Consider the following 22,215-nt stretch of genomic DNA (forward strand, 5'->3'; position numbering starts at 1 on the left):
CTACCAGACGATCCGGACAGATGCGAATCAACCGGACATCTAGTGATGAAGTGGGTTTGCCGGGCTCTCCGTGGCTCTCGCGAGCCCCTCGTTGCCCTGGCCTGAGCAACTCTAGCAGCCTCCAAGACCATCCCGAGCCCACACAGGTAATCAGGAGGTCCTCCCCTCCCCAGAGAACACCCAAACCTCAGGGCTCGCGGGAGTGTAGGCAAGCGAACGGCAAGCGATCCGCAACACGCTTCCTGTACCCATGACTCACGAGCACACTGCGCTCTCGGAGGTGTCCGGCATGACCCGCTCGGAATTCGACGACATCCGTGCTTTCCTCGCCGACCCGGGGAGCCAGACGGGCGACCTGCTGGCCGTGGCCAGAGCGCTGGTGGACGACCTGGAGCAGGCCCGCATGCGCGAGGCGGTGCTGCGGACCCACTACCTGAGGCTGCTGACCGCCGCCCGGGCGAGCGTGGCGGCCGAGTACGCCGGCTCGCACGACCCCATGACGTTCGTCAAGCACGAGCTGGGCGGGCGCGGCCAGCTCCCGGAGCGGGGCGAGGCCGTACAGCGCATCCTGTCGGACGCGCGCACGGCAGCCGCTCTGCTCGCCTGCCTGGCGGAGCGGGAGACGAAGCCGCGCCCCCGCGGCAGCGTCCGCCTGCGCCGCTGCGTCGGCCCCGGCCGCAGCCTCCCCCGCTGACTCCCCCGCAACGCTCCCCCCGCAACGCTTCCCCCGCAGCACTCCACCGCCCCGCTGCCGCCTCGCAACGCTGCCCCGGTGTCACATGCTCAGGCCCGTCCGGGCTGTTCCCCTGACGCTGCCGAACGTCGCCCCACACGCGCGATGCCCCAGGCCGACGTCCGCGCCACTCGCTCGATCATGAAAAGCCCGGGATGACCGGCCCTCGCGGGCCGGCCGAGCCGCAAACAACCCGCGGGTGACCGGGCGCATACCCGCGCTTGGGGCGGCGACTGTAAGACTGCGCATATGTGGCAGAAAGGGATGAATTGGGCGGCCATCGTGCTGGTAGCCGTATTCAACCTGATGTGGCTGGGCGTGGTCATCTACGCGGACGTGACCTCCACTCTCTGGTCGCGCCTCACCCAGGCCGCGGTCGCGCTGCTCCTGCTCGGCTGGGCCGCCAGGAGGACGGCCCAGATGATCGGCAAGGCGTGAGTTTCGATGAGCGAGCAACCGTACGAGATCGGCAAGGATCTGGGGGACGACCCGCAGCTGTCGTGGGCTGCGATGTACGAGGACGTGTTCCCGCAGCGGCACCTGATCGCGGAGATCGACGACGAGATCCCGCGCGGCATCTCCCGATGGGTGCGTGAGGAGGACCCTCGCGAGTCCGACACCTTCATCGACCCGCTGGACGACCCGCCGAACGTCGACTTCGAGGGTTAGGGCTGGTACGGAGGGGCCACGCCCCAGCCCCACCGGGGCACCGGCGCCTGCCGGGGCGGCGTCGCCCCCGGCTGCGAGTTGACGCGGGCGATGCGCGTGCCCCATTCGACGTAGCCGAAGAAGGCGGCCCTGAACTCCGGGTCGTCCGGCAGCCCCACCTCGTCGGCCGCGTCCATGAGCAGGCTCACCCAGCGGCGTCGCTGCGGCTCGGTGATGGCCTTGCCGAGATGGTGGGCGAGCATGTGCGGGTAGCCGCCGCGCTCGCCGGTGTAGCGGGCGGGCCCGCCGAAGACCTCGCCCAGCCACATGGCCACGTATCGGGGATGGTCGGCATCCATGCCCGCGAACAGGGGGCCGATCAGTTCGTCCGTCACGACCTGCCGGTAGAAGGCCGTGGTCAGCCGTTCCAGCGCCTCGGCTCCGCCGGCCCACTCGTACAGTGTCGGCACGTTCTCCTCAGTCATGTAATGATGTAATCATTGGTCGGCCCGCCAGGCAACGCCACGTACGTCCTAGAAGTCCTCGCACGTCGCGTACCAGCTCGCGGAGAGCCGGTCGACGGAGGAGAAGCGGTAGGTCTTCAGCCGCTCGCCGCTCGCGTACGTCAGCCCGCAGAACTCCAGCCAGCCCCCCGAGCCGATGACGCCCAGGTCGGCCCGGTCCACGTGGCGCACGGCCCGGCCGACAGGGAAGAGGCCGACCCACTCGACGTCGAGCATGCTCTCGGCGTCGCCCACCGTGACGTGCTCGGGATGGAGCGGCAGCGAGCGCACGTAGGCGGTCAGCGCGGGCTCCGACACCGCGAACGCCGCGCGCATCGGCAGGTCGGCCGCGACGGTCGCGTACGTGAGCACGGCCACGAGCGGCGCGACCGCGATGCCGGCGCTCCTGCGGTAGCGCGGCACGCAGAGCAGCAAGCTCCACACAGCCGCCGCGAGGATCCAGAACAGGACCGCGTAAGACAGGACATAAAGGCTGCCCCCGGGGAAGACCATCCCGATCAGGGTGAGAAGGGCCGCGAGCGTGGCCGGCGCCACGAGCCAGAGCCACCGCACCCTGCCGGTCGAACCCGCCTCGGGGACACGCACACACGGGACCCTAACAAAAGCAGGTCGGCTGACCGGCCGGATCGCGAGCAGTCGTAACCCGGGGTGAAAGTTTCAGCCCGTGACGGGCCTCCCGCCTGTGCCTTTGCCTCCCGGCGGCCGGAGCGCGCTTCTGGCTGGGGGCGGACGCTCCCTACCATGCGTGGGAGCGCTCCCATATCAGGACGGAGTTTTCATGTCTCGCAGCAGGCCCGTGCTGGCCGCCCTCCTCACCGCGGTCGCCACCGCCGTGGCGGGGGCGGCGATCTTCTCTTCCTCCGCCGTCCAGGCCGCCGACTCGGCGTTCTACGTGGACCCGGAGACGAACGCCGCCAAATGGGTGGCGGCCAACCCCTCCGACAGCCGCGCCGCGGTGATCAGGGACCGGATCGCCGCCGTTCCGCAGGGACGCTGGTTCGCCACGTACAACCCGTCGACCGTCCGCTCCCAGGTCGACGCGTACGTGCGCGCCGCCGCGACGGCGGGCAAGATCCCGATCATGGCCGTGTACGCGATGCCGAACCGCGACTGCGGCGGCCCGAGCGCGGGCGGCGCGCCGGACCACACGGCCTACCGGGCCTGGATCGACCAGATCGCGGCCGGGCTGGGCGGGCGGCCGGCCACGATCGTGCTGGAGCCGGACGCCCTGGCCATCATGACGAACTGCATGAACTCCAGCGAGCAGGCCCAGGTCCAGGCATCGATGGCGTACGCGGGACAGCGGTTCAAGGCGACGTCGTCCCAGGTCAAGGTGTACTACGACATCGGGCACGACGCGTGGCTGTCGGCCTCGGAGGCGGCCAACCGGCTGCGCGGCGCCAACGTGTCCACCAGCGCCGACGGCATCGCGGTCAACACCTCCAACTACCGCTCCACCCCGGGCCTGGTCTCGTACGCGAAGAGCGTCCTCGCGGCGGTCGGTGACTCCCGTCTGCGCGCGGTGATCGACACGAGCCGCAACGGCAACGGTCCCTCGGGCAGCGAGTGGTGCGACCCGGCCGGCCGCGCCACGGGCACGTGGAGCACCACCGAGACGGGCGATCCGATGATCGACGCGTTCCTGTGGGTCAAGCCGCCCGGCGAGGCGGACGGCTGCATCGCGAGCGCGGGGCAGTTCGTGCCGCAGCGCGCCTACGACCTGGCCATCGCGGCCGGCGAGCCGACCCAGACGCCCACGGTGACCCCGACCATCACCCCCACCATCACTCCGACGGTCACGCCGGGCCAGGGCTGCACCGCCGAGTTCACGATCGTCAACCGCTGGCAGGGCGGCTTCCAGGCCCAGGTCACCGTGCGCAACAACGGCACGTCGGCCATGAGCGGCTGGCAGGTCGGCTGGGGCTTCACCGGCGGTCAGTCGATCTCCCAGCTCTGGAACGGCGACCTGAGGACCTCCGGCTCGTCCGTGACCGTCGGCAACCTCGGCTGGAACGGCACCGTGGCCGGCGGAGGCAGCACCACCTTCGGCTTCCTGGCCAACGGCCAGGCCGACACTCCCGCCCCGATCACCTGCACCGCTCGCTAGCGGACCTCCGGCTAGCGGACCTCCATGGCATGGGTGACGAGCGTGGTCAGCACCTCCTTGACCGAGGAGCGGTTGCGCGCGTCGCACATGATGACCGGGGTCTTCTCGTCCAGTCCGACGGCCCGCCGCACCTTCCCAGGATCGTGCCGGCGGGCCCCGTCGAAGCAGTTCACCGCGACCACGAAGGGCAGCTTGAGCTGCTCGAAGTAGTCGACGGCGGGGAAGCAGTCGGCCAGCCTGCGGGTGTCGGCGAGCACCACGGCGCCGAGAGCGCCGAGAGCCAGCTCGTCCCACATGAACCAGAACCGGTCCTGGCCGGGCGTGCCGAACAGGTACAGCCACAGGTCCTGGCGGATCGTGATGCGGCCGAAGTCCAGCGCCACCGTGGTGGCGACCTTCCGCTCCACCCCGGACACGTCGTCCACGCCCACCCCGCGGTCGCTCAGCAGCTCCTCGGTGTGCAGGGGACGGATCTCACTGATCGTGCCGACCATCGTGGTCTTGCCCACGCCGAAACCGCCGGCCACCAGGATCTTCAGGGCGGTCGCGGTGAGCGTCCCTCCGGAAGGCCGGGGGCGATCAAAGCCTGCGAATTCCATGCAGTACATCCCTGTAGGTACGTTCGTCGATCGACTGGTTGGCGGGCTTCGGCGGGGTGATGCTCACGAGCCCCTCGCGGCGCAGGTCGCCGATGAGGATGCGGATGATGTTGAGCGGCAGCCCGAGCCCGGCCGCGACGTCGGCCACGGGGGTGGGCTTGCGGCAGACATGCAGGATGGTGTGGTGCTCGGGGTTCAGCACGGCCGTTTCCTGGGGCAGGCGGACCGTGGCGACGATGGCCACCAGGTCGAACGCCTCCCCCTGGGGCCGCGTCCGCCCGCCCGTGAGCCCGTACAGCCTTATCAGAGGCCCTGGGTCGTCTTCGGTCACGGTGTCATCCCGTTCCAGACCGGTGCGGGAGCCGCGCCTCTCGGCAGCGCGGTCAGGTGCTCGCCCACGCGCCGGACGAGCAGGGCCATCTCGTACGTGATCAGGCCCAGCTCGGCGTCGCCCGCGGCCAGGACCGCCAGCCGGGCGCCCTGGCCGGCGGCCGTGACGAACAGGAAGCCGCCCTCCAGCTCGATGATCGTCTGGCGGACGCCGCCCATCCCGAAGTGCCGGCCCGCGCCCTGGGCCAGGCTGTGGCTGCCCGCCGCTATCGCCGCGAGGTGCTCGGTGTCCTCCCTGGTCAGCTCGTGGGAGCCGCCCATGGTGAGGCCGTCGGCGGACAGCAGGACCGCGTGCCGCACCCCCGAGACCCTGTTGGCCAGGTCGTCGAGCAGCCAGCTCAGCTCAGATCTCGCGTCAGCCATGGGAGTCCCTTTCGTTCCGCCCGTTGTCGCGAGCGCCGTCGGTCTCCCTGCGCGCCTGCCGCCAGCCCTCCTGCATGGAGGTCATCAGGCTGAACAGTTCCTCGGGGGCGCGGGTGGAGACGTCGGACTCCTGCTCCGGGCGTGATTTCCGTAGTTGTGGTGCGAGATGGGCCTGGCGTACCCGGACCGGCAGGCCGTCGAGGTCGTCGTCCGGGTCGGCCGCCTGCCGCGGGATCGGGCCGGTGGGCGGGCCGGGACTCCGCGCCGGGACGGGCGGGCGCACCTCGCGCGGCGGCGAAGGCGGGATCGCGCGGCCGGGCTCGAAGAGCGAGTGCCCGGTCCGCGGCGGGACCGGGGCGCGTTCGGCGAGCACGCAGGACGGCAGCATGATGATCGCGGTCGTGCCGTCGTACGGGGAGGGGCGCAGCGTGACCTTGATGCCGTGCCGCGCGGCCAGCCGGGACACCACGAAGACGCCCATCCGGTCGCTGCGCGCCAGGTCGAACTCGGGCGGGGTGGCGAGCTGGGCGTTCAGCTCCCGCATGGTCGCGGGGTTCACGCCCAGGCCGCGGTCCTCGATCTCCAGGGCGAACCCGTTGGCCGCGCTGAGCCCCCGCACCTGCACTCCGGTGTTGGGCGGCGAGAAGGCGGTGGCGTTCTCCAGCAGCTCGGCGACCAGGTGGATGACGTCGGTCACCGCGGCGCCCGTGAGCAGCGGGCCGTTCGGCATCGGCTGGACGGTGATCCGCGTGTAGTCCTCCACCTCCAGCGCGGCGCTGCGCACCACGTCGAAGACCGGCACCGGGTCGCGCCAGCGGCGGGCGGGGGCGGCCTCGGACAGGATGATGAGGTTCTCCGCGTGGCGGCGCATGCGGGTGGTGAAGTGGTCGAGCTTGAACAGCCCTTCGAGGGTGTCGGGGTCCTCGGCCTTGCGCTCCATCGTGTCCAGCAGCGCGAGCTGACGGTGCAGCAGCGCCTGGTTGCGGCGGGCCAGGTTCAGGAAGACCTGGCCGACGCCCTTGCGCAGGGTGGCCTGGCCGACGGCGGCCTCGACGGCGGTGCGCTGCACGGCCGAGAAGGCCCGCACCACCCCCTCCACCTCGGCGATGCGGGCGCTCTCCAGCTCGGGCGTCTCGGCCGGGTCCACGTCCTCGCCCTTGCGCAGCCGCTCGACCAGCCGGGGCAGCCGTACCTCGGCCAGTTCGACGGCCGAGCCCTGCAGCTTTTTCAGCTCGTTCACCAGCGAGCGGCCGAACCGGTACGACAGCGCGATCGACAGCACCACGGCCAGCAGGCCCAGGCCGACGACCAGCGCGATGCGCAGCAGCCCGGCCAGGACCAGGTCCTCTCCCTTGGCGGTCGCGCGGGCGAGCTCCTCGGTGTAGCTGTCGCTCAGCATGGCGTGCACCGCGCCCGTGTCGCGCTTCCACGCCTCGGCCAGGATGGGCGGCTTGCCGCTCTTGTTCCAGTGGAAGACGGCGTCCTCGGCGGTCACGAACCGCTGGTACTCGGGCGAGGCCAGCAGCCGCTCGTGCCCGACCCGCAGTTCGGGGCCCATGTCGCGCTCGGCGTTCGCGAGCTGGACGCGCCGGGCGGCCGTCGCCGCGACGAACGCGCCGTGCTCGGCCCTGGTCATCTCCCCGCGCTGCAGCGCCGGCGTGAGGATGGCGTTCTGCCTGGCCAGGTACTCGTCGACGGCGCCGTAGTAGCCGAGGCCGCGCAGCACCCGGTACGACGACACGGCGGTGACGCTCTCGGCGCCGGTGAACTGACGGTTGGCGACGCTGATGAGGGTGTTGAACTTCTCCGTCGTGGCGAGCGGGGGCACCTGGTCCAGGTCGGCACTGGCCCGCACGCTGGGCAGTCCGTCGAGCTGGTCGAGCAGCGCGCCCACGGCCTCGGGCGGGGTGCTGACGCTCCCGCTCACCGTGGCGGCCACGTCCCTGATGCGGGCCACGGCCTGGTCGGTGTGGTGGCGCTGGGTTCCGAGCTGGGCGTTGCCGGCGGTGTCCTCCGCCGCCTCGGCGGTCAGCTGCCGCTCCTTCTGCAGCTCCGCGATCAGGTCGCGGGCGGGGGCGCCGATGGCGTCCCACTCGCTGCGGCTGTTCGCGAATCCGGAGGTCTCGCTCACCATGCTGTACGCGAGGTAGCCCCATAAGGCGAGCAGGGAGACCAGGGGTACGACGAGGATGCGCAGAATCTTCGCACGGACCGGCGGGGCGGCTCTCATACGCTTCATCCAATCCGCGCGTTGCCTGCGCATGGCCGATGCCGGAAGGGCGGTGAGTGCCTGAAGAGCACTCCCGCGACCGATGCGCGCTGTGATTTGCCCCACTATGCCGCTGCGCCTCATAGGCGACAAGCCAGCGCCGCGAAAGTTGAGATTTTGATATCTAATTCGCCACATACTGGGCTTTACAAGTCCTTGTCATGATGCTCGGGCCCGTGCCCGCCCCGGACGACACGCCGTGCCCGGGGGCTACCGCTCGGGTGCCCGCCGGGGTTTGATCGAGACAACTCGACATCTGGAGGCGTCATGGCGTACCAGCTCCTCGCGCTCTACCACCACCCGGAGAGCGCCTCCGCGTTCGACAAGCACTACGACGAGGTGCACGCCCCGCTGGCCGCGCGGCTTCCCGGCCTGCGGGCCTACACCGCCACCCGGCCCGCGGGCAACGATCCGGCCTACCACCTGGTGGCGGTGCTGACGTTCGACGACGAGGCCGCCTTCAACGCCGCCATGGGCAGCGACGTCGGCCAGCAGGCTGTGGCCGACCTGGCGAACTTCGCGGGCGGCGGCGTCACCATGCTGACAGGCCCGGCGGCGACGGTGGTCTGACCGCGGCAGGCCGCCCGGCCGCGACACCCGGGCGGCCTCCCGGAGGGGAGATCCCTGGCTGGACAGCGTTCCGTTCTCCCCGCGACCATGCTCATATGGCCCGTTTACAGGCGGAAGCCGTCGTGGAGGCGATCCCTCGCGACTGGTTCGAAGAGTACGTACGCGCCCTGCTCGATCGTGCCGAGAGCTTGGAACTGGACGAGAAGGGCCGGATCCAGGGCGACGAGGAACTCGCGGGCGTCACCCTCGTCGAAGGCGAGCACCTGACCCCCGGCGCGCGCTTCCAGCGCCACGTCTACTCCGCGGACGACCAGGACGGGAAGGGCACGACCACCGAGCTGCGGATCACCTCGTGGAACCGTACGGGAGAGGTGAGCGCGGACCTCACCACCTGGCACTCCGAAGAGGGGAAGACCACGTGGACGGTGAAGTTGTCCGAACCCGGCGCGCTGCGGTCGGTCGTGACCGAAGGCGGAATCCATAGCGCCAGACGCCGCTCCCGGTTGTCATGGGCAGCGGAGTTCGACTGCCGGCAGTGGTGGAGCCTGACGGAGAGTGGCGGCGGGGAGGCGGCTGGGTCCGGCCGTTCGCGGCGGTCGTCCTGCTGCTCATGCGGCGCAGGATGGAGGTCAAGTTCCGCGAGATGGTCGCCGAGATGTCCGGCGACTGGAACGCGGACGTCCCCGAGCTGCTGGCGCACGACCCTCGCGAGGCCGGCTTCTGGATGCCCGCGCTGAGCCGGGACCGCGCGGAGTACGCCCGGTGGATCGAGGAGACCCGGTGACGGCCGTCAGCGCGGCTCCTGGCTGGTGTCGGCGATCAGCGGCTCCAGGGTCAGGCCGGGCTGGTCGCGGGCGATGGTGCGCATCCGCCACTGGTCGGTGAACAGCGCTAGCAGCGCCTGGTCGCCGGCGCGGGTCAGCACCTCGCAGCCGCGCTCCCTGTCCAGGGCCGGCGCGGAGGCGGCGTCGGTGCGGCGGGCCAGCGTGTAGTCCAGCCGGTCCAGGCCGATCTCGGCGCCGAACTCGGCGGCCATGCGGTGCTGCACCACCTCGAACTGCATCGGCCCGACCGCCGCCAGCACCGGCGCCTGGTCGCCGCGCAGGTCGGAGCGGAGCACCTGGATGACGCCCTCGGCGTCGAGCTGGTCGATGCCGCGGCGGAACTGCTTGGACTTGCCGGAGTCGCGGACCCGGGCGACCGCGAAGTGCTCGGGGGCGAAGCTGGGGATCGGCGGGAAGGTCACCGCGGGCCCCTCGAACAGCGTGTCGCCCGGCCGCAGCGCCCCGGCGTTGACCAGCCCGACCACGTCGCCGGGGTAGGCCTCGTCCAGCGTGGTGCGGTCCTGGCCGAAGACGCTCTGCGCGTACTTGGTGGCGAACGGCCGCCCGGTGGCGGCGTGGGTGAGCACCATGCCGCGCTCGAACCGTCCCGAGCAGACCCGGACGAACGCGATCCGGTCACGGTGGGCGCGGTCCATGTTGGCCTGCACCTTGAACACCAGCCCGGAGAACGGCGCGTCCAGCGGGCGGCCCACGCCGTTGACGTCGGCGCGGGGCGCGGGCGGCGGCGCCAGCTCGACCATCGCGTCCAGCAGGCGCGCGACCCCGAAGTTGGACAGCGCGGCGCCGAACAGCACCGGCGTGGACTCGTGGGCCTCGAAGGTCTTCTGGTCGTGGTCGGCGCCGATGGCCGACAGCAGCGCGACCTCCTCGCCGGCCCGCGACCAGTCGTCGCCCAGCTCGGCCCTGGCCTGCTCGTCGGTCAGCTCGCGGGTCAGCGCCTTGGTCGCGCCGCCGGGGGTGCGCTCGTAAGCGACCGCGCGCCCGGCAGGACGGTCGATCACGCCCAGGAAGTGACCGGCCGCGCCGATCGGCCAGGTGACGGGGGTCGGGCGCAGTCCCGTACGGTCCTCGATCTCGTCGAGCAGCCCTAGCGCGTCGCGGCCGGGTCGGTCCCACTTGTTGACGAACGTGATCACCGGGATGCGGCGGTGGCGGCAGACCTGGAACAGCTTCATGGTCTGCGGTTCCATGCCCTTGGCCGCGTCGATCAGCATGACCGCGCAGTCGACGGCGGCCAGCACCCGGTAGGTGTCCTCGGAGAAGTCGGCGTGGCCGGGCGTGTCGACCAGGTTGAACACGTGGCCCCGGTAGTCGAAGCGGAGCGCGGCGGAGGTGATGGAGATGCCGCGGGAACGTTCGATCTCCATCCAGTCGGAGGTGACGCCGCGCCGCCCGGCCTTGCCGTGCACCGCGCCGGCCTGGGTGATCGCCGAGGCGTGCAGGGCGAGCGCCTCGGTCATGGTGGACTTGCCCGCGTCGGGGTGGCTGATGACGGCGAACGTCCTGCGCCGGCCGCCTTCCCCCGTGATGTCGATCATCGCCCTGCCTTCGCCGTCCTTGTCGCGCCAAGCACTCTACCTTGACGTCATGACCCCCTCGGCTGCCCTCTGGTACCGCTGGCTGTACTCGTGCCGGGGCGTACGCGGGAGCGACTGAAGGGCGTGCGGCTGGTGTGCTGATGGCTGTCGGTCAAGCCCTCCCCCAAGGAGACATCCCCATGGCAGTCAACAGCCGGTTGGACGCCCCCCGGCAGGACCCGGGCCACACCGGGCTGCGTGGTCTCATCCGCCGCCGCCCGCTGCTCAGCTTCTTCGTTCTGGCCAACCTGCTGAGCTGGGCCGCCTGGACGCCCTACATCCTCTCGGCGACCGGCCTGGGGGTGCTGGACTTCTCCTTCCCCTCCATGCTCGGCGGCACGCAGATGCTCGGTGTGCTGCCCGGCGCCTATCTCGGCCCGATCCTCTCCGCGTTCATCGTGACGGCGGTCGCGGACGGCAGGGAAGGCATCCGCCGCTGGCTCCGCCGGATGACGAACTGGCGGGTCAACTGGCGCTGGTACGCCCTGGCCGGGCTCGGCGTCCCGGCGGTCCTCATCGCCGCCGGTCTCGCGCTCTCCGACGGAGACGTCCGCATGCCGTCCGCGGTCCTGCTCCTGGCCTACCTGCCGAGCCTGGTGATCCAGATGGTCACCACGGGCCTGGCGGAGGAGCCCGGCTGGCGCGACTTCGCCCTGCCCCGCATGCAGCGCACGTGGGGCCCGCTGGGCGGCACCCTCGTCCTCGGCCCGCTGTGGGCCCTGTGGCACCTGCCGCTGTTCATGAGCGAGTGGGGTCACTGGCCGGACGTCACGTGGCTGCGGGTCGTCGAGTTCGTCGCCTTCTGCTGCACCTTCAGCGTGGTCGTCACCTGGATGTTCAACCGGACCCGTCAGAGCCTGCCGCTGATCATGCTGCTGCACGTCAGCGTCAACAACTTCATGTCCGTGCTTTACGGCGACATGTTCCCGTCGATCGCCTCCGTCGAGCAGGCGTCGCACGTCACGCTGCTCGCGGGCGCCACGGCCGCGCTCGTGGTGCTCGTGGCCACCCGCGGCCGGCTCGGCTACCGGCCGGTCGAGGAACCCGCACCCGAGGTCGCCCCGCGGAGCTGAGCCGTGAGCGGGCCAGGCGACGTGTCCCCCGGGGAGCCGGGAGGGACACGTCGCCTTCGCGTTCCGGTGGACCTGTTCGGCGTGGGGCTGGTCGGTCCCGTGGCCGCCCGGTCGGCTCGCGATGACCCCGGACATGCGAAACGCCCTCCGGGATGATCCCGGAGGGCGTTTCCTCTTGGTAGCGGGGGCAGGATTTGAACCTGCGGCCTCTGGGTTATGAGCCCAGCGAGCTACCGAACTGCTCCACCCCGCGTCGGTGTGTGTCTAAAGACTATCCCTGACACGGGGCTTACGCAAATCGACGGACTAGGACGCTCCCGCCGGTGACGCCGTCGGCGACGGGGCCGTCGACCCGGTCGCGGCCGGTGACGGTGCGGGCGAGCCTGTCGGGGCGGGCGTCGGGGTGGTGACCGGCGCCTGGACGCCGGCGCTCTCCAGCTTCTCCAGAGCGTCGTCCAGGCGCTGCTGGGCCTTGCCGAACTCCTCCCAGTTGGGCGGGTCGCTCTGCAGGGCCTTGGTGGCGTCGTCGTAGGCCCGCTGCGCGTCGCTGATCGCCGTCTGCAGGGCCGACGTCTCCTGGTTCTGCTGGGTGTCCTGGCTCTGCTGGTCCTGCTGGTTCTGTTGCGGCTGCTGTTGCTGATCGGTGGTCCGCTCCTCGCCGAACACCTGGCCCAGCGCCGCGTCGAGAGTGCGGCCGACGCCGATCTGGCTGCCGAACGAGACCAGGACCCGCTGCAGGATCGGGTACGGCTCCTGGCCGCCGCCCGCCGCCACCTGGATGTAGACGGGTTCGACGTAGACGAGCCCGCCCGCGTACGGCAGCGTCAGCAGGTTTCCGTACCGGACGGAGGAGGCGCCGACGCCCAGCAGGTTGAGCTCACCCGCGAACCGGCTCTGGAAGGCGTTCTGCGCCTGCCCGGGGCCGGGGATCGGGGTGTTGGACGGCATCCGCAGGATGCGTAGCTTGCCGTAGTTGTCGCCGGCGGTGGAGTCGACCGCCATGAACGCCGCCAGGTTGGGCCCCTGCCGTGGCACGAACGTGGTGGTCAGCGAGAACGTCGGCTCGCCGCCCGGCATCGTGGTGGTCAGGTAGTAGGGCGGCTGCTTGACGTTCCGCTCGCCCTGCGACGGGTCGTTCGGGACGTTCCAGAAGTCCTGGCCGCTGTAGAAGGCGGCGGCGTCGGTGATGTGGTAGCGCGACAGGGTGTAGCGCTGCACCTTGAACAGGTCTTCGGGGTAGCGGATGTGCGCGAGCAGGCTCTGGCTCATCTCGCTCTTCGGCTGGATGATCCCGGGGAACGCGCTGCTCCACGTCTTGAGCACCGGGTCGTTGGGGTCCCAGGCGTAGAGGGTGACGGTGCCGTCGTAGGCGTCGACCGTGGCCTTGACCGAGTTGCGGATGTAGTTGATCTCGTCCAGCGGCTGCTGGGCGATCACCCGGGACCGGTCGGTGGCCGTGTCGCGGGTCATCTCCTGCAGGCTCTCGCTCTGCGAGTAGGGGTAGGCGTTGGACGTGGTGTAGGCGTCGACGATCCAGGTCACCCGGCCGTCGATGACCGCGGGGTACGGGTCGGAGTCGAGCGTCAGGAACGGGGCCACCTTGGCGATCCGGTCACGCGGGCTGCGCTCGTACAGGATCTTGGAGTTGTCGTTGACGTCGCCGGACAGGAGGATGTTCACCTCGCTGTACTTGGCGGCGTAGAACAGCCGGTTGAGGAACGAGCCGACCGGGACTCCGCCCTTGCCGGTGTAGGTGGTGTTCTTCTGGCCGGTGCCGCCCGTCTCCGGGTAGTCGAGCTCCTGCGGGCGCTCGGGGTTGCCGCCGGCGATGACGTACTCGGCGCCGGTGGTCTCGCCGAAGTAGATGCGCGACTCCTTGAGCCCGGTGCGCTCGGCCAGGGCGCCGGTGACCGGCATGTCCTTGGCGTCGTAGGCCGGCAGACCACTGGAGTCGACCTTGTTGCCCGGCGCGGCGACGAAGCCGTAGCCGTGGGTGTAGACCAGGTGACGGTTGATCCAGTTGTTCTGACCCTCGGGCGGGCCGCTCAGCTCGCGCACGGCCACGATGTGGTCGGTGAGCTTGCCGTTCTCGTCGGGGTAGCGGTCGACGTCGAGCTGGTCGGCGAACTCGTAGAAGCCCCTGATGCGCTGGGTCTGCTCGTAGGTGGCGGACACGAGGCCCGGGTCGAGCAGGCGGACGCCGGTCACGGAGGCGTCGCCGGCGGCGTTCTCCCGCACCTTGCTGGGGTCGGCCTCGGCGCTGTAGGGCTCGACCTTCGCGTCGTTGATGTTGTAGGCCAGCCGGGTCGCGTCGATGTTGCGGGCGATGTAGGCGGCTTCCTTGCCCTGCTGGTTGGGCCTGACCTGGAACTGCTCGACGAGCATCGGGTAGACGCCGCCGATCAGCACCGCCGAGAGCGCGAGCAGGCCGAACGAGACCCCGGGCAGCATGCCGCCGGGCCGGATGACGCCGGCGAAGAACAGCAGGGCGCAGATCAGGGCGATGATCGCCAAGATGTTCTTGGCGGGCAGCACCGCGTTGATGTCGGTGTAGGAGGCGCCGTGCACGAAGCCGCGCTCGGAGAAGACGAGGTCGAACCGGTCGTACCAGTAGGCGATGGCCTTGAGCAGCACGAACACGCCGAGCAGCACCGACAGGTGGACGCGCGCGGCCTTGGAGGCGTGCACGCCGGGCGACTGCAACCGGAACCCGCCGTACAGGTAGTGGGTGATCGCCGCGAGGATGGCGGAGAGGATCACGGCGGTGAACAGGAAGTTGAGCACCAGCCTGATGAACGGGAGCTCGAACATGAAGAACGAGAGGTCGAGCTTGAACTCGGCGTCGGTCGTCCCGAACGGCTGGCCGTTGGCGAACTGCATCCAGGTCGGCCACTGGCTGGCGGTCGAGGAGCCCGCGAAGAGGGCGAGCAGCGCCATGCCGACGATGAAGACGAGCTTGCGGTGCGGGTCGAGGGCCTGCCGGTAGCGGTCGGCGCCGCTGCCGCCGCCGCCGAAGACCGCGGGCCCGAACAGCGGCCTGGACCGGAAGGCGAGCAGCATGTTGCCGCCGACGATGCCCGCCATGAGGACCGCGCCGACGATGAACAGCACGATCTGGGTGATCAGCACGCTGGAGAAGACCCGCGTGTAGTCGATCGCGGTGAACCATAGATAGTCGGTATAAATACCGGAAAAAAGGAAAAATAGCGCCACAATCGCCACCAGTGCGATCGCGACAGGCAGAAGCAGTCGCGGTCGGCGGGGCAAGCGCATCGCCCTGCCGCCGGCTCCTGGGGTCCGGAAGCTCAAGGCCAACCCCTCGTCGTGATGAAGAAACAGTCCGTGTCTGGCAACCTACACCGCAGTGTCGCCACTACGGCCAACGCGCGGTGATGGCGGGAAGTTTCATCCAGAACAAGACGGTACCTCCCCTTTACCTGAGGCCAGCGCCTCGAGCGCCAGCTTCGCGTCGTGCAACGTCTCGGCCTTGACCAGCCGCAACCCGTCGGGCACGGCCCTCAGCGCCTCGGCGCAGTTTCCCGCGGGGGTGAGGAAGATCGTGGCGCCGGCGTTGCGCGCGCCCACCATCTTCTGCGGGATCCCGCCGATCGGGCCCACCTTGCCGTCGGGCCTGATGGTGCCGGTGCCGGCGATCTGCTTGCCGCCGGTCAACTGGCCCTCGGTGAGCTTGTCCACGATGCCGAGCGAGAACATCAGGCCCGCGCTCGGCCCGCCGACGTCGCCCACGTTGATGTCGACGTCGAACGGGAACTCGTAGCCCGGCTGCATGTTGACCCCGACGATCGGCTCGCCCCCGGCGGCCACGGTCGGCACCGTGACGTCGAGCTTCTCCCCGCCCCTGGTGATCGTGAACGTCACCGGGTCGCCCGGCTCGCGCGCCCGCACGGCCTTGCTGACCTCGTCGGTCCTGGTGACCGGCTCGCCGTCGACGGCGACGATCCGGTCGCCTTTCTGGATCTTGCCCTCGGCGGGCTTGCCCTTCACGGTCGAGGCGACCGAGATGACGGCCTCGTACGGGATCTTCAGCTCGTTCAGAGCCGCGGCCGTGGCGTCGTCCTGGGAGTTGGTCATCTCGATCGTGTTCTCCTCCTCGACCTCCTTCTGGCTGCGGTCGGGGGCGAAGATGGTCTCCTGCGGCACCACGGCCACGGTCGGGTCGATCCAGCCGCGCAGCGCCGTGAGCAGGTCGATCTGGGAGGTGGGCCCGCCCTGGTAGGCCACCGTGACGAGCCTGAGCGCGCCGGTCGTCGGGTAGGTCTCACGCCCGGTTATCTTGATCACCGGCTGCTTGTCGATGTCGCCGAGGGTGTTCTCGGTGGGGCCGGGGCTGAGCACGACGTACGGGACGTCCACGACCGCGCCGCCGATGCCCAGCGCGAGCACGAGGAAGCCCGAAACGAGCAGGGTCAAGGCACGTCGTGACATGGATCCGAGCTTATTCGCAGGCGCCGACCCACTCGGTCGACCCGTCGGCGAACTCCTGATGTTTCCAGATCGGCACCTGCGCCTTGAGGTCGTCGATCAGCCTGCGCGCCGCCCTGAACGCCTCGTCGCGGTGGGGGCAGGCCACGGCCACGATCACCGCGGTCTCGCCCAGCTCCAGGTCGCCGAGGCGGTGGACGGCGGCGAGCGCGGTCACGGGGAAGTCGGAGGCCACCTTCTCGGCCACGGAGCGCAGCTCGCGCTCGGCGGACGGGTGGGCGGAGTAGGAGAGTCTCGTCACCCGCTTGCCGTGGTCCTGCTCCCTGACGGTGCCCACGAACACGGTGGTGCCGCCGGCGGCGTGGTCGCCCACCGCGGCCAGCACCTCGTCGACGGAGAGCGGAGTGTCACGCAGGGCGAGCAACCGGATGACGTCCACGTGGAGAGCCTACAGATTTCTCACTGGCGGCGCTTCTTGCGCACCTGGCGGACGATCGCGGCGGTGCCGATGACGGCCACGGTGGCTCCGGCCGCGGTGAGCGTGGCCTCCTTGACCGGCAGCCGCCTGCCGACCACGGTGGTGCGGTTCTCGCGCAGCTCCAGAAGCTGCTTGAAGGCCGCCTCGTTGGTCCACGCCGGCTTCCACCCGGCCTCGCGCAGGCTCGTGCAGTCGACCACCCACGGGTAGACGACGTAGTGGAGGTCGGTGGCCGGGGCCGGCGTGACGCCCAGCCGGTGGAGGCGCTGGGCGGTGCCGAAGGTCAGCCCGGCCGGCAGCTCGAACCGCCTGATCCCCGAAAGCTCCTCCACCTGCTCCAGCTCCAGCCAGCCGTCGCAGCCGACGGCCGCCACACCGGTGACGACGCCCTTGGCGGCCAGCTCCAGCGCGGAGACCAGGTCGTCGATGTGGCAGAACTGCCAGCGCTGCGCGCACCCCTTGACCGTCAGCAGCCGCGGCGACTCGAAGTGGCGGGTGATCACCGTGTCGACGCCGGGCCCGACGACGGCGGCCGGGCGCAGCACCGTGACCTCCAGGCCGGGGTGGCTCCGCAGCGACCTGCGGACCAGGGCCTCGATCTCCAGGTAGTCGCCGACCACGCCGGTGTCGGGCTCGGCCGCCACCGGCGCGTCCTCCGCGAGCGGCACGTCGTTGTCGGCCTCGGCTCCGTACACCATCGCGCTCGTCACCAGCACCACCCGCCGCACGCGCGCGGCCGCGCTGGCGGTGAGCACGGTCTGGGCGGCTCTCAAGTTGTACGCGCGGCGCTCGCCGGGGTCGGAGTCCACGGCGTAGTCACCGGCCAGATGGACCACGACGTCGATGTCGGAGATCCGGTTCGCCAAGAGCGGATCCCGGACGTCGAGCACCCGCCAGGTGGCTTCCTGGATGTCACCGCGCTCCTCGTCGATGGCCACCACTCTGCGGAAATCCGCGGACGTGACGAGCCTGGCGAGCAGCTCGCGGCCCAGGCCGGATGCGGCACCGGTGACGGCTACGACAGGTCGGCGCGGGCGTTTCGAGGTAGGCACCAGGTCCTCACTTTGCACTGATCCGCCACAGGACGGCTAACGTGGCGGATGTGGACTCCTCCATCCTGCACGAGGTAGAGCGGTGACTGACCTGCCAGGTCGCGAAAACGACCCCAACGAAAACCCGTTCGCCATGTTCGGCGACCCTGAGCAGATGGCTCAGGCGATGCGCCAGTTCGCCGACATGCTGTCGGCGCCCCAGGGCTCCGGCCCGGTCAACTGGGACATGGCCAAGAACATCGCCCGGCACGCCGTCGTCGCCCAGGGTGATCCGAGCGTCATGGAAGGTGAGCGCCGTCAGATCGTCGACGCGCTCCACCTGGCCGACCTCTGGCTGAACGAGGCGACCACGCTGCCCAGCGGCGTGTCCAACCCGCAGGCGTGGAGCCGGTCGGAGTGGATCGAGAACACGATCCCCGTCTGGCGCAAGCTGGCCGAGCCGATCGCCGAGCGCATGGTCGAGACCATGGGCGGCGCGCTCGGCGGCGCCGGGCTGCCGCCCGAGGCCCAGCAGATGGCCGGGCCGCTGATGGGCATGCTCAAGCAGATGGGCGGCATGATGGTCGGCCAGCAGATCGGCCAGGCTCTCGGCTCGCTGGCGCGTGAGGTGATCGGCACCACCGACATCGGCCTGCCGCTGTCCGACACGGCCGCGCTGCTGCCCGGCGGCGTCGCCTCCTTCAGCGCCGGCCTGGAGCATCCCGCCGACGAGATCAGGCTCTACCTGGCGTTGCGCGAGGCCGCGCACCACCGGCTGTTCCAGCACGTGCCGTGGCTGCGCGGCCACCTGCTCGGGGCCGTCGAGGAGTACGCCAAGGGCATCACGGTCGACACCTCCGCCCTGGAGGAGCAGATCCGCGGGCTGGACATCAACAACCCGCAGGCGCTCCAGGAGGCGCTGAGCGGCGGCGCGCTGCTCAAGCCCGAGGAGACCGAGCGGCAGAAGGCCGCCCTGGCCCGCCTGGAGACGATGCTGGCCCTGGTCGAGGGCTGGGTCGCCACGGTGGTCGACGCCGCGGCCGAGGGCAAGCTGCCGTCGGCGGTGGCGCTGGCGGAGACCGTGCGGCGGCGCCGCGCCACGGGCGGGCCCGCCGAGCTGACCTTCGGCACGCTCGTCGGCCTGGAGCTGCGGCCGCGCAGGCTGCGCGAGGCGGCCCGGCTGTGGCAGGTGGTCAAGGAGGCGCGCGGCCTCGACGGCCGCGACGCGCTCTGGTCGCATCCCGACCTCATGCCGACGGCCGAGGACCTGGACGATCCCGAGGCGTTCGTCCGGGGCGGCGGCGACTGGGACATCTCGCAGCTGGATCGCAAGCCCGGCGACGAGGACGACCAGCGTTGAGCCTGCACGACGACGCGGTGGCCGTGCTCTCCTCGTGGACCGCGCCCACGGACGGTGAGGAGCTGCTGCGCGCCGAGTTCCTCGGCCATCTCGCGGCCCACGACGACGCGATGCTGCGCGCGTGCGCGCCCGGCCACCTGACGGCGACCACGGCGGTGCTGTCGCACGACGGCGCCCGGGTGCTGCTCACCCTGCACCCCAAGGCGGGGATGTGGCTGCCGATGGGCGGCCACTGCGAGCCTTCCGACACCACGCTGGCCGGCGTGGCGCTGCGCGAGGCCGTGGAGGAGTCCGGCATCGCGGATCTGACGCTGCTGCCCGGCCCGCTGGCGCTGGACCGCCACCAGGTGTGGTGCCATCCGCCGCACAGCTGGCATCTCGATGTCGAGTACGCGGCCGTCGCCCCTCCGGGCGCCGAGGCGGTGATCAGCGCGGAGTCGCTCGACCTGCGCTGGTTCCCGGTGGAGGAGATCCCCGACCTGTCCGACGAGGCGACCAGACGTCTCGCGGCCCGGGGGCGGGCGGCGCTGGCCGGCGCCCTCGCCTCGCACGACCGCGGGGCCGCCGGCTGATGCGCGGTCCTCCCGTCGACGTCGTCAGCTGAAGATCCGTACGGTTCCGAAGGGGGTCCCCGTGGGCGTGTCCGCAGAGAGTCCGGTCGGGGGGACGATCGTCACGCCCGCGCGCCGCAGACGCAGCGGGCGCACCGGGGCCGTGCTGACGTGGCTCGCCGTGACCCCCTTCGCGGCGTGGGCGGTGACGAGGCTGGCGGGCCTGGAACGGGGGGCGATCCCCACCCAGATCCTGACCGCGACGCCGTACGCGGCCGCGGGCTCGCTGCTTCCGCTGATGATCGCCGCGCTCGGGCGGCGGCGGGCCGCCACCGCGGTCGCGCTGGTGACCAGCACCATGCTCGGGTTCAGCGTGCTGCCGCGGACGCTCGGCGTGGCGGAGGCGACGGCGGGCCGGCCGTTCCGGGTGCTCACCGTCAACCTGCTGTTCGGCAGGGCCGACGCGCAGGCGGTCATGGACCTGGTACGGCGGCTGGAGCCGGACGCGCTCAGCACGCAGGAACTGACCCCCGGGGCGGTGGCCGAGTTGGACGCGGCCGGACTGGGCGAGGTCATGCCGCACCGCGCGCTGATGGCCGAGTGGAGCGCCGCGGGCAGCGGGATCTTCTCCCGCCATCCGTTGGAGCCGCTGCCCGGCGCGCTGCCGCCGCTGGAGGGCCACAACATGCCGGTGGCCAGGCTGGCACTGCCCGGCGGGGCGCCGGTGGAGCTCTACGACGTGCATCCCGTGCCGCCGATCGGGCCGCACGCGACCGCCTGGCACGCGGCGCTGGAGGCGTTGCCCGGCACGTCCGACCGGGCGGTGCGCATCCTGGCGGGCGACTTCAACGCCTCGCTCGACCACGCGCCGATGCGCCGCCTGCTGGCACGCGGCTACAAGGACGCCGCCGACCAGGTGGGCGCGGGGCTGATCCCGACCTGGCCGGCCAACCGGCGGATCCCGCCCGTCATCACGATCGACCACGTGCTGGTCGACGAGCGGGTGGGGGTGAAGGCGGTCAGCGTGCACGACGTGCCGGGCACCGACCACCGGGCGGTGTTCGCGGAGCTCAGCGTGCCGTGAGCAGGGCGCGGGTGCTCTCCCAGCCTTCGAGGCCGGGGTCGAGGCGCTCGGCGTCGCCTGGGTGGCGCAGCCGGTGCCAGCCGGGGCCGGCCGCGACCATGCGGCGGCCGGGGGCCTGCGCGCGCAGCGCCGCCACCGGGTCGGGGTCGTCCAGATCCGGGTCCGCCCAGTCGGGCGGCGGCAGCCGGCAGGCGAGCGCGACGGCGCCGCCCCCTTCGGCGGGGCAGACGGTGACGTGCGCGCGTCCCAGCTCACGGAAGAGCTTGCCCACCAGCAGCGGCGGCAGGTCGGGCGCGTCGCCGGCGACGATCGCGGCCTGCTCGCCCTTCAGCAGCTTGAGCACGTCCTTGACCGGGTCGTGCTCGCCGATCTCGATGATCTCCGTGCCGGGCCAGACGAGGTCGTCCAGGCCCGGGACGCTCGTCACCAGGACAGGGGTGACCAGCTCCAGGCCGGCGACCAGCTCGTAGGTGTCCTCGGCGATGGCCTCCAGCCAGCGGGCCGGATCGACGTCCCGGGGCGCGGAGCGCGCCATGCCCTGCCGTACGAGAACCGCGACGGTGCGCGTCAACACTCCTCCGGGGCGCTGTGGGCTGCGGCGGAGAAGCCCTCAAGGAAGCCGCGGGCGCGCTCGGCCTTCGGGTAGCGCTCCACCAGGGCCCAGAACCGCGGGCCGTGGCTGGGCACGAGGAGGTGGACCAGCTCGTGCACGATGACGTAGTTGATCACCCATTCGGGCAGGCCCTTGAGCCGGGTCGAGATGCGGATCGTGCCGGTCTCGGGAGTGCAGGAACCCCACCGGTGCTGCTGGTTGTCCACCCATCGCACGCCGGCCGGGCGGGCCTTCCCGTCGAGGTACTTCGCCGAGAGCTCCTTCGCCCGCTCCAGCAGCGCCTCGTCGGTGGGCCGCCGTTTGCGCTCCTTGGCCGCGAGCCGATCGAGCATCCGGCTCACCCATTCATCCGCGTCCTCACCGCTGAGCCAGGCGGGCAGGAGCACGATCGTTTTGTCGCCGTCGCGGTAAGCGGAGACCGTACGCCGGCGACGAGAACTGCGACGGACCTCGACTGTCTCGGGGGGCACATATGCACGGTAGCCGACACTCACAGAATTCCCCAGAGGGCGAGGACATGTTTGTGCTGGTCAGATGATTAAGAGCTGGTGAATTTGGGCACGCGGGCTTTCCTGATCGTCATGAGGGGGTCCGGCCCGTACCACCGTCCTGCCTGGAGCTTCAAGGTCAGGGTTACTCCTGGTCAAGGACTTTGGGGGTGATCGTTCTCTTCGCTGGGGATTGCCGAGAATTTAATGTCATCGGGCGTTCCCCGCCATCCACAGGCGGTCCTGGAAAGCGGCGGGTTATCCACAAGGCGGGGCGTTCGAGTGCGGGATCTTGAATGCGCGTGCCAATCTTCGGGCCATGAGGCCACGTCTGCATCCCGCCCTCCGCCTCGTCGACCGTGACGAGCAGACCGTCCAGCTGGGCGCCCACCCGCGGCGGGCCGTCGTCCTGACCGGGCTGAGCCGGGCCGCCCGCAGGTGGCTGGGCGGTCTCGACGGCAGCCGCGAC

General features: G+C 70.9%; 24 protein-coding genes and 1 tRNA gene. 10 read left to right on the forward strand and 15 right to left on the reverse strand.

All coding sequences use genetic code 11. The annotated features are described in order from the left end of the window. Nucleotides 1-289 precede the first annotated feature (289 nt). From OUY22_RS25870 to OUY22_RS25880, 3 genes are all read left to right on the forward strand, one after another. Nucleotides 290-694: a hypothetical protein gene (locus OUY22_RS25870; RefSeq protein ID WP_270157755.1), complete on the forward strand. Its 405-nt coding sequence runs from the start codon at nucleotides 290-292 to the stop codon at nucleotides 692-694. Nucleotides 695-1,015: 321 nt separating this feature from the next. After that, entirely contained in the window at nucleotides 1,016-1,171 is a 156-nt protein-coding gene (locus OUY22_RS25875) for a hypothetical protein (RefSeq protein WP_270157757.1), read from the forward strand. Nucleotides 1,172-1,177: 6 nt separating this feature from the next. Then, entirely contained in the window at nucleotides 1,178-1,402 is a 225-nt protein-coding gene (locus OUY22_RS25880) for a hypothetical protein (RefSeq protein WP_270157758.1), read from the forward strand. Here OUY22_RS25880 and OUY22_RS25885 read toward each other — a convergent pair. Then, nucleotides 1,399-1,866 carry a group II truncated hemoglobin gene (locus tag OUY22_RS25885; RefSeq protein WP_270157759.1) on the reverse strand — a complete coding sequence of 156 codons (468 nt, stop codon included), beginning with the start codon at nucleotides 1,864-1,866 and terminating at the stop codon, nucleotides 1,399-1,401. The genes OUY22_RS25880 and OUY22_RS25885 overlap by 4 nt on opposite strands. Before the next feature lie 48 nt (nucleotides 1,867-1,914). Then, entirely contained in the window at nucleotides 1,915-2,490 is a 576-nt protein-coding gene (locus OUY22_RS25890) for a hypothetical protein (protein WP_270157760.1), read from the reverse strand. A 193-nt stretch (nucleotides 2,491-2,683) separates the two neighbouring features. Between OUY22_RS25890 and OUY22_RS25895 the strand changes: the two genes are divergently transcribed. Further along, nucleotides 2,684-4,012: a glycoside hydrolase family 6 protein gene (locus OUY22_RS25895; RefSeq protein ID WP_270157761.1), complete on the forward strand. Its 1,329-nt coding sequence runs from the start codon at nucleotides 2,684-2,686 to the stop codon at nucleotides 4,010-4,012. A gap of 11 nt (nucleotides 4,013-4,023) precedes the next feature. Here the strand turns inward: OUY22_RS25895 and OUY22_RS25900 are convergent, their stop codons facing one another. Genes OUY22_RS25900 through OUY22_RS25915 form a run of 4 tightly spaced genes read right to left on the reverse strand, consistent with a single transcriptional unit; the run spans nucleotide 4,024 to nucleotide 7,594 of the window. After that, a complete protein-coding gene (locus tag OUY22_RS25900; RefSeq protein ID WP_270157762.1) occupies nucleotides 4,024-4,611 on the reverse strand; it encodes a GTP-binding protein in 588 nt (195 codons plus the stop codon). After that, on the reverse strand, nucleotides 4,592-4,942 hold the full coding sequence (locus OUY22_RS25905) for a DUF742 domain-containing protein (RefSeq protein ID WP_270157763.1): 351 nt from the start codon (nucleotides 4,940-4,942) through the stop codon (nucleotides 4,592-4,594). The genes OUY22_RS25900 and OUY22_RS25905 overlap by 20 nt, the downstream gene beginning before the upstream one ends. Further along, on the reverse strand, nucleotides 4,939-5,364 hold the full coding sequence (locus OUY22_RS25910; protein ID WP_270157764.1) for a roadblock/LC7 domain-containing protein: 426 nt from the start codon (nucleotides 5,362-5,364) through the stop codon (nucleotides 4,939-4,941). The genes OUY22_RS25905 and OUY22_RS25910 overlap by 4 nt, the downstream gene beginning before the upstream one ends. Further along, entirely contained in the window at nucleotides 5,357-7,594 is a 2,238-nt protein-coding gene (locus OUY22_RS25915; protein ID WP_270157766.1) for a sensor histidine kinase, read from the reverse strand. The genes OUY22_RS25910 and OUY22_RS25915 overlap by 8 nt, the downstream gene beginning before the upstream one ends. Before the next feature lie 306 nt (nucleotides 7,595-7,900). On the opposite strand from OUY22_RS25915, the gene OUY22_RS25920 reads away from it, so the two are divergent. Then, nucleotides 7,901-8,203 (forward strand): EthD family reductase, encoded by a 303-nt coding sequence (locus OUY22_RS25920; RefSeq protein WP_270157767.1) that lies wholly within the window; start codon nucleotides 7,901-7,903, stop codon nucleotides 8,201-8,203. 104 nt (nucleotides 8,204-8,307) lie between these two features. Here the strand turns inward: OUY22_RS25920 and OUY22_RS25925 are convergent, their stop codons facing one another. Then, entirely contained in the window at nucleotides 8,308-8,496 is a 189-nt protein-coding gene (locus tag OUY22_RS25925; RefSeq protein WP_270157768.1) for a hypothetical protein, read from the reverse strand. Between the two features lie 242 nt (nucleotides 8,497-8,738). Between OUY22_RS25925 and OUY22_RS25930 the strand changes: the two genes are divergently transcribed. After that, complete coding sequence (locus OUY22_RS25930) at nucleotides 8,739-8,987, forward strand: hypothetical protein (protein WP_270157769.1); 249 nt, start codon at nucleotides 8,739-8,741, stop codon at nucleotides 8,985-8,987. A gap of 6 nt (nucleotides 8,988-8,993) precedes the next feature. Here the strand turns inward: OUY22_RS25930 and OUY22_RS25935 are convergent, their stop codons facing one another. Next, complete coding sequence (locus OUY22_RS25935; RefSeq protein WP_270157770.1) at nucleotides 8,994-10,586, reverse strand: peptide chain release factor 3; 1,593 nt, start codon at nucleotides 10,584-10,586, stop codon at nucleotides 8,994-8,996. A gap of 179 nt (nucleotides 10,587-10,765) precedes the next feature. Between OUY22_RS25935 and OUY22_RS25940 the strand changes: the two genes are divergently transcribed. After that, entirely contained in the window at nucleotides 10,766-11,698 is a 933-nt protein-coding gene (locus tag OUY22_RS25940; RefSeq protein WP_270157771.1) for a type II CAAX endopeptidase family protein, read from the forward strand. 176 nt (nucleotides 11,699-11,874) lie between these two features. Here OUY22_RS25940 and OUY22_RS25945 read toward each other — a convergent pair. The 5 genes from OUY22_RS25945 to OUY22_RS25965 all read right to left on the reverse strand — a co-directional run bounded on the left by OUY22_RS25945 (nucleotide 11,875) and on the right by OUY22_RS25965 (nucleotide 17,674). Next, nucleotides 11,875-11,951 (reverse strand) — tRNA-Met (locus OUY22_RS25945). 53 nt (nucleotides 11,952-12,004) lie between these two features. Beyond that, nucleotides 12,005-14,971, reverse strand: a complete 2,967-nt coding sequence (locus OUY22_RS25950) for a UPF0182 family membrane protein (RefSeq protein ID WP_270157772.1) — start codon at nucleotides 14,969-14,971, stop codon at nucleotides 12,005-12,007. A gap of 132 nt (nucleotides 14,972-15,103) precedes the next feature. Continuing rightward, on the reverse strand, nucleotides 15,104-16,144 hold the full coding sequence (locus OUY22_RS25955) for a YlbL family protein (RefSeq protein ID WP_270157773.1): 1,041 nt from the start codon (nucleotides 16,142-16,144) through the stop codon (nucleotides 15,104-15,106). A gap of 10 nt (nucleotides 16,145-16,154) precedes the next feature. After that, nucleotides 16,155-16,580 (reverse strand): molybdenum cofactor biosynthesis protein MoaE, encoded by a 426-nt coding sequence (locus OUY22_RS25960; RefSeq protein ID WP_270157774.1) that lies wholly within the window; start codon nucleotides 16,578-16,580, stop codon nucleotides 16,155-16,157. Nucleotides 16,581-16,600: 20 nt separating this feature from the next. Further along, nucleotides 16,601-17,674 carry an NAD-dependent epimerase/dehydratase family protein gene (locus OUY22_RS25965; RefSeq protein ID WP_270157780.1) on the reverse strand — a complete coding sequence of 358 codons (1,074 nt, stop codon included), beginning with the start codon at nucleotides 17,672-17,674 and terminating at the stop codon, nucleotides 16,601-16,603. 130 nt (nucleotides 17,675-17,804) lie between these two features. On the opposite strand from OUY22_RS25965, the gene OUY22_RS25970 reads away from it, so the two are divergent. The 3 genes from OUY22_RS25970 to OUY22_RS25980 all read left to right on the forward strand — a co-directional run bounded on the left by OUY22_RS25970 (nucleotide 17,805) and on the right by OUY22_RS25980 (nucleotide 20,645). After that, a complete protein-coding gene (locus OUY22_RS25970) occupies nucleotides 17,805-19,010 on the forward strand; it encodes a zinc-dependent metalloprotease (protein WP_333486790.1) in 1,206 nt (401 codons plus the stop codon). After that, nucleotides 19,007-19,582, forward strand: coding sequence for an NUDIX hydrolase (locus OUY22_RS25975; protein WP_270157776.1), 576 nt, complete (start codon nucleotides 19,007-19,009; stop codon nucleotides 19,580-19,582). The genes OUY22_RS25970 and OUY22_RS25975 overlap by 4 nt, the downstream gene beginning before the upstream one ends. Before the next feature lie 67 nt (nucleotides 19,583-19,649). Beyond that, a complete protein-coding gene (locus OUY22_RS25980) occupies nucleotides 19,650-20,645 on the forward strand; it encodes an endonuclease/exonuclease/phosphatase family protein (RefSeq protein ID WP_270157777.1) in 996 nt (331 codons plus the stop codon). On the opposite strand, the gene OUY22_RS25985 is transcribed toward OUY22_RS25980, so the two are convergent. Both OUY22_RS25985 and OUY22_RS25990 read right to left on the reverse strand, forming a co-directional pair. After that, the gene (locus tag OUY22_RS25985) at nucleotides 20,632-21,216 is read right to left on the reverse strand and encodes a hypothetical protein (protein WP_270157778.1); all 585 of its coding nucleotides are present in this window, start codon (nucleotides 21,214-21,216) and stop codon (nucleotides 20,632-20,634) included. The genes OUY22_RS25980 and OUY22_RS25985 overlap by 14 nt on opposite strands. Beyond that, entirely contained in the window at nucleotides 21,213-21,728 is a 516-nt protein-coding gene (locus tag OUY22_RS25990; RefSeq protein ID WP_270157779.1) for a M48 metallopeptidase family protein, read from the reverse strand. The genes OUY22_RS25985 and OUY22_RS25990 overlap by 4 nt, the downstream gene beginning before the upstream one ends. Nucleotides 21,729-22,215: the final 487 nt, after the last annotated feature.

Origin of the sequence: Nonomuraea corallina (assembly GCF_027620315.1) — a bacterium.
Lineage (GTDB): Bacteria > Actinomycetota > Actinomycetes > Streptosporangiales > Streptosporangiaceae > Nonomuraea > Nonomuraea corallina.

Coding starts and splice junctions, on each gene's coding strand:
- OUY22_RS25870 (WP_270157755.1), top strand. CDS start 290: ATGACCCGCTCGGAATTCGACGACATCCGTGCTTTCCTCGCCGACCCG.
- OUY22_RS25880 (WP_270157758.1), top strand. CDS start 1,178: ATGAGCGAGCAACCGTACGAGATCGGCAAGGATCTGGGGGACGACCCG.
- OUY22_RS25885 (WP_270157759.1), bottom strand. CDS start 1,866: ATGACTGAGGAGAACGTGCCGACACTGTACGAGTGGGCCGGCGGAGCC.
- OUY22_RS25895 (WP_270157761.1), top strand. CDS start 2,684: ATGTCTCGCAGCAGGCCCGTGCTGGCCGCCCTCCTCACCGCGGTCGCC.
- OUY22_RS25900 (WP_270157762.1), bottom strand. CDS start 4,611: ATGGAATTCGCAGGCTTTGATCGCCCCCGGCCTTCCGGAGGGACGCTC.
- OUY22_RS25910 (WP_270157764.1), bottom strand. CDS start 5,364: ATGGCTGACGCGAGATCTGAGCTGAGCTGGCTGCTCGACGACCTGGCC.
- OUY22_RS25915 (WP_270157766.1), bottom strand. CDS start 7,594: ATGAGAGCCGCCCCGCCGGTCCGTGCGAAGATTCTGCGCATCCTCGTC.
- OUY22_RS25920 (WP_270157767.1), top strand. CDS start 7,901: ATGGCGTACCAGCTCCTCGCGCTCTACCACCACCCGGAGAGCGCCTCC.
- OUY22_RS25935 (WP_270157770.1), bottom strand. CDS start 10,586: ATGATCGACATCACGGGGGAAGGCGGCCGGCGCAGGACGTTCGCCGTC.
- OUY22_RS25940 (WP_270157771.1), top strand. CDS start 10,766: ATGGCAGTCAACAGCCGGTTGGACGCCCCCCGGCAGGACCCGGGCCAC.
- OUY22_RS25950 (WP_270157772.1), bottom strand. CDS start 14,971: ATGCGCTTGCCCCGCCGACCGCGACTGCTTCTGCCTGTCGCGATCGCA.
- OUY22_RS25955 (WP_270157773.1), bottom strand. CDS start 16,144: ATGTCACGACGTGCCTTGACCCTGCTCGTTTCGGGCTTCCTCGTGCTC.
- OUY22_RS25970 (WP_333486790.1), top strand. CDS start 17,805: ATGTTCGGCGACCCTGAGCAGATGGCTCAGGCGATGCGCCAGTTCGCC.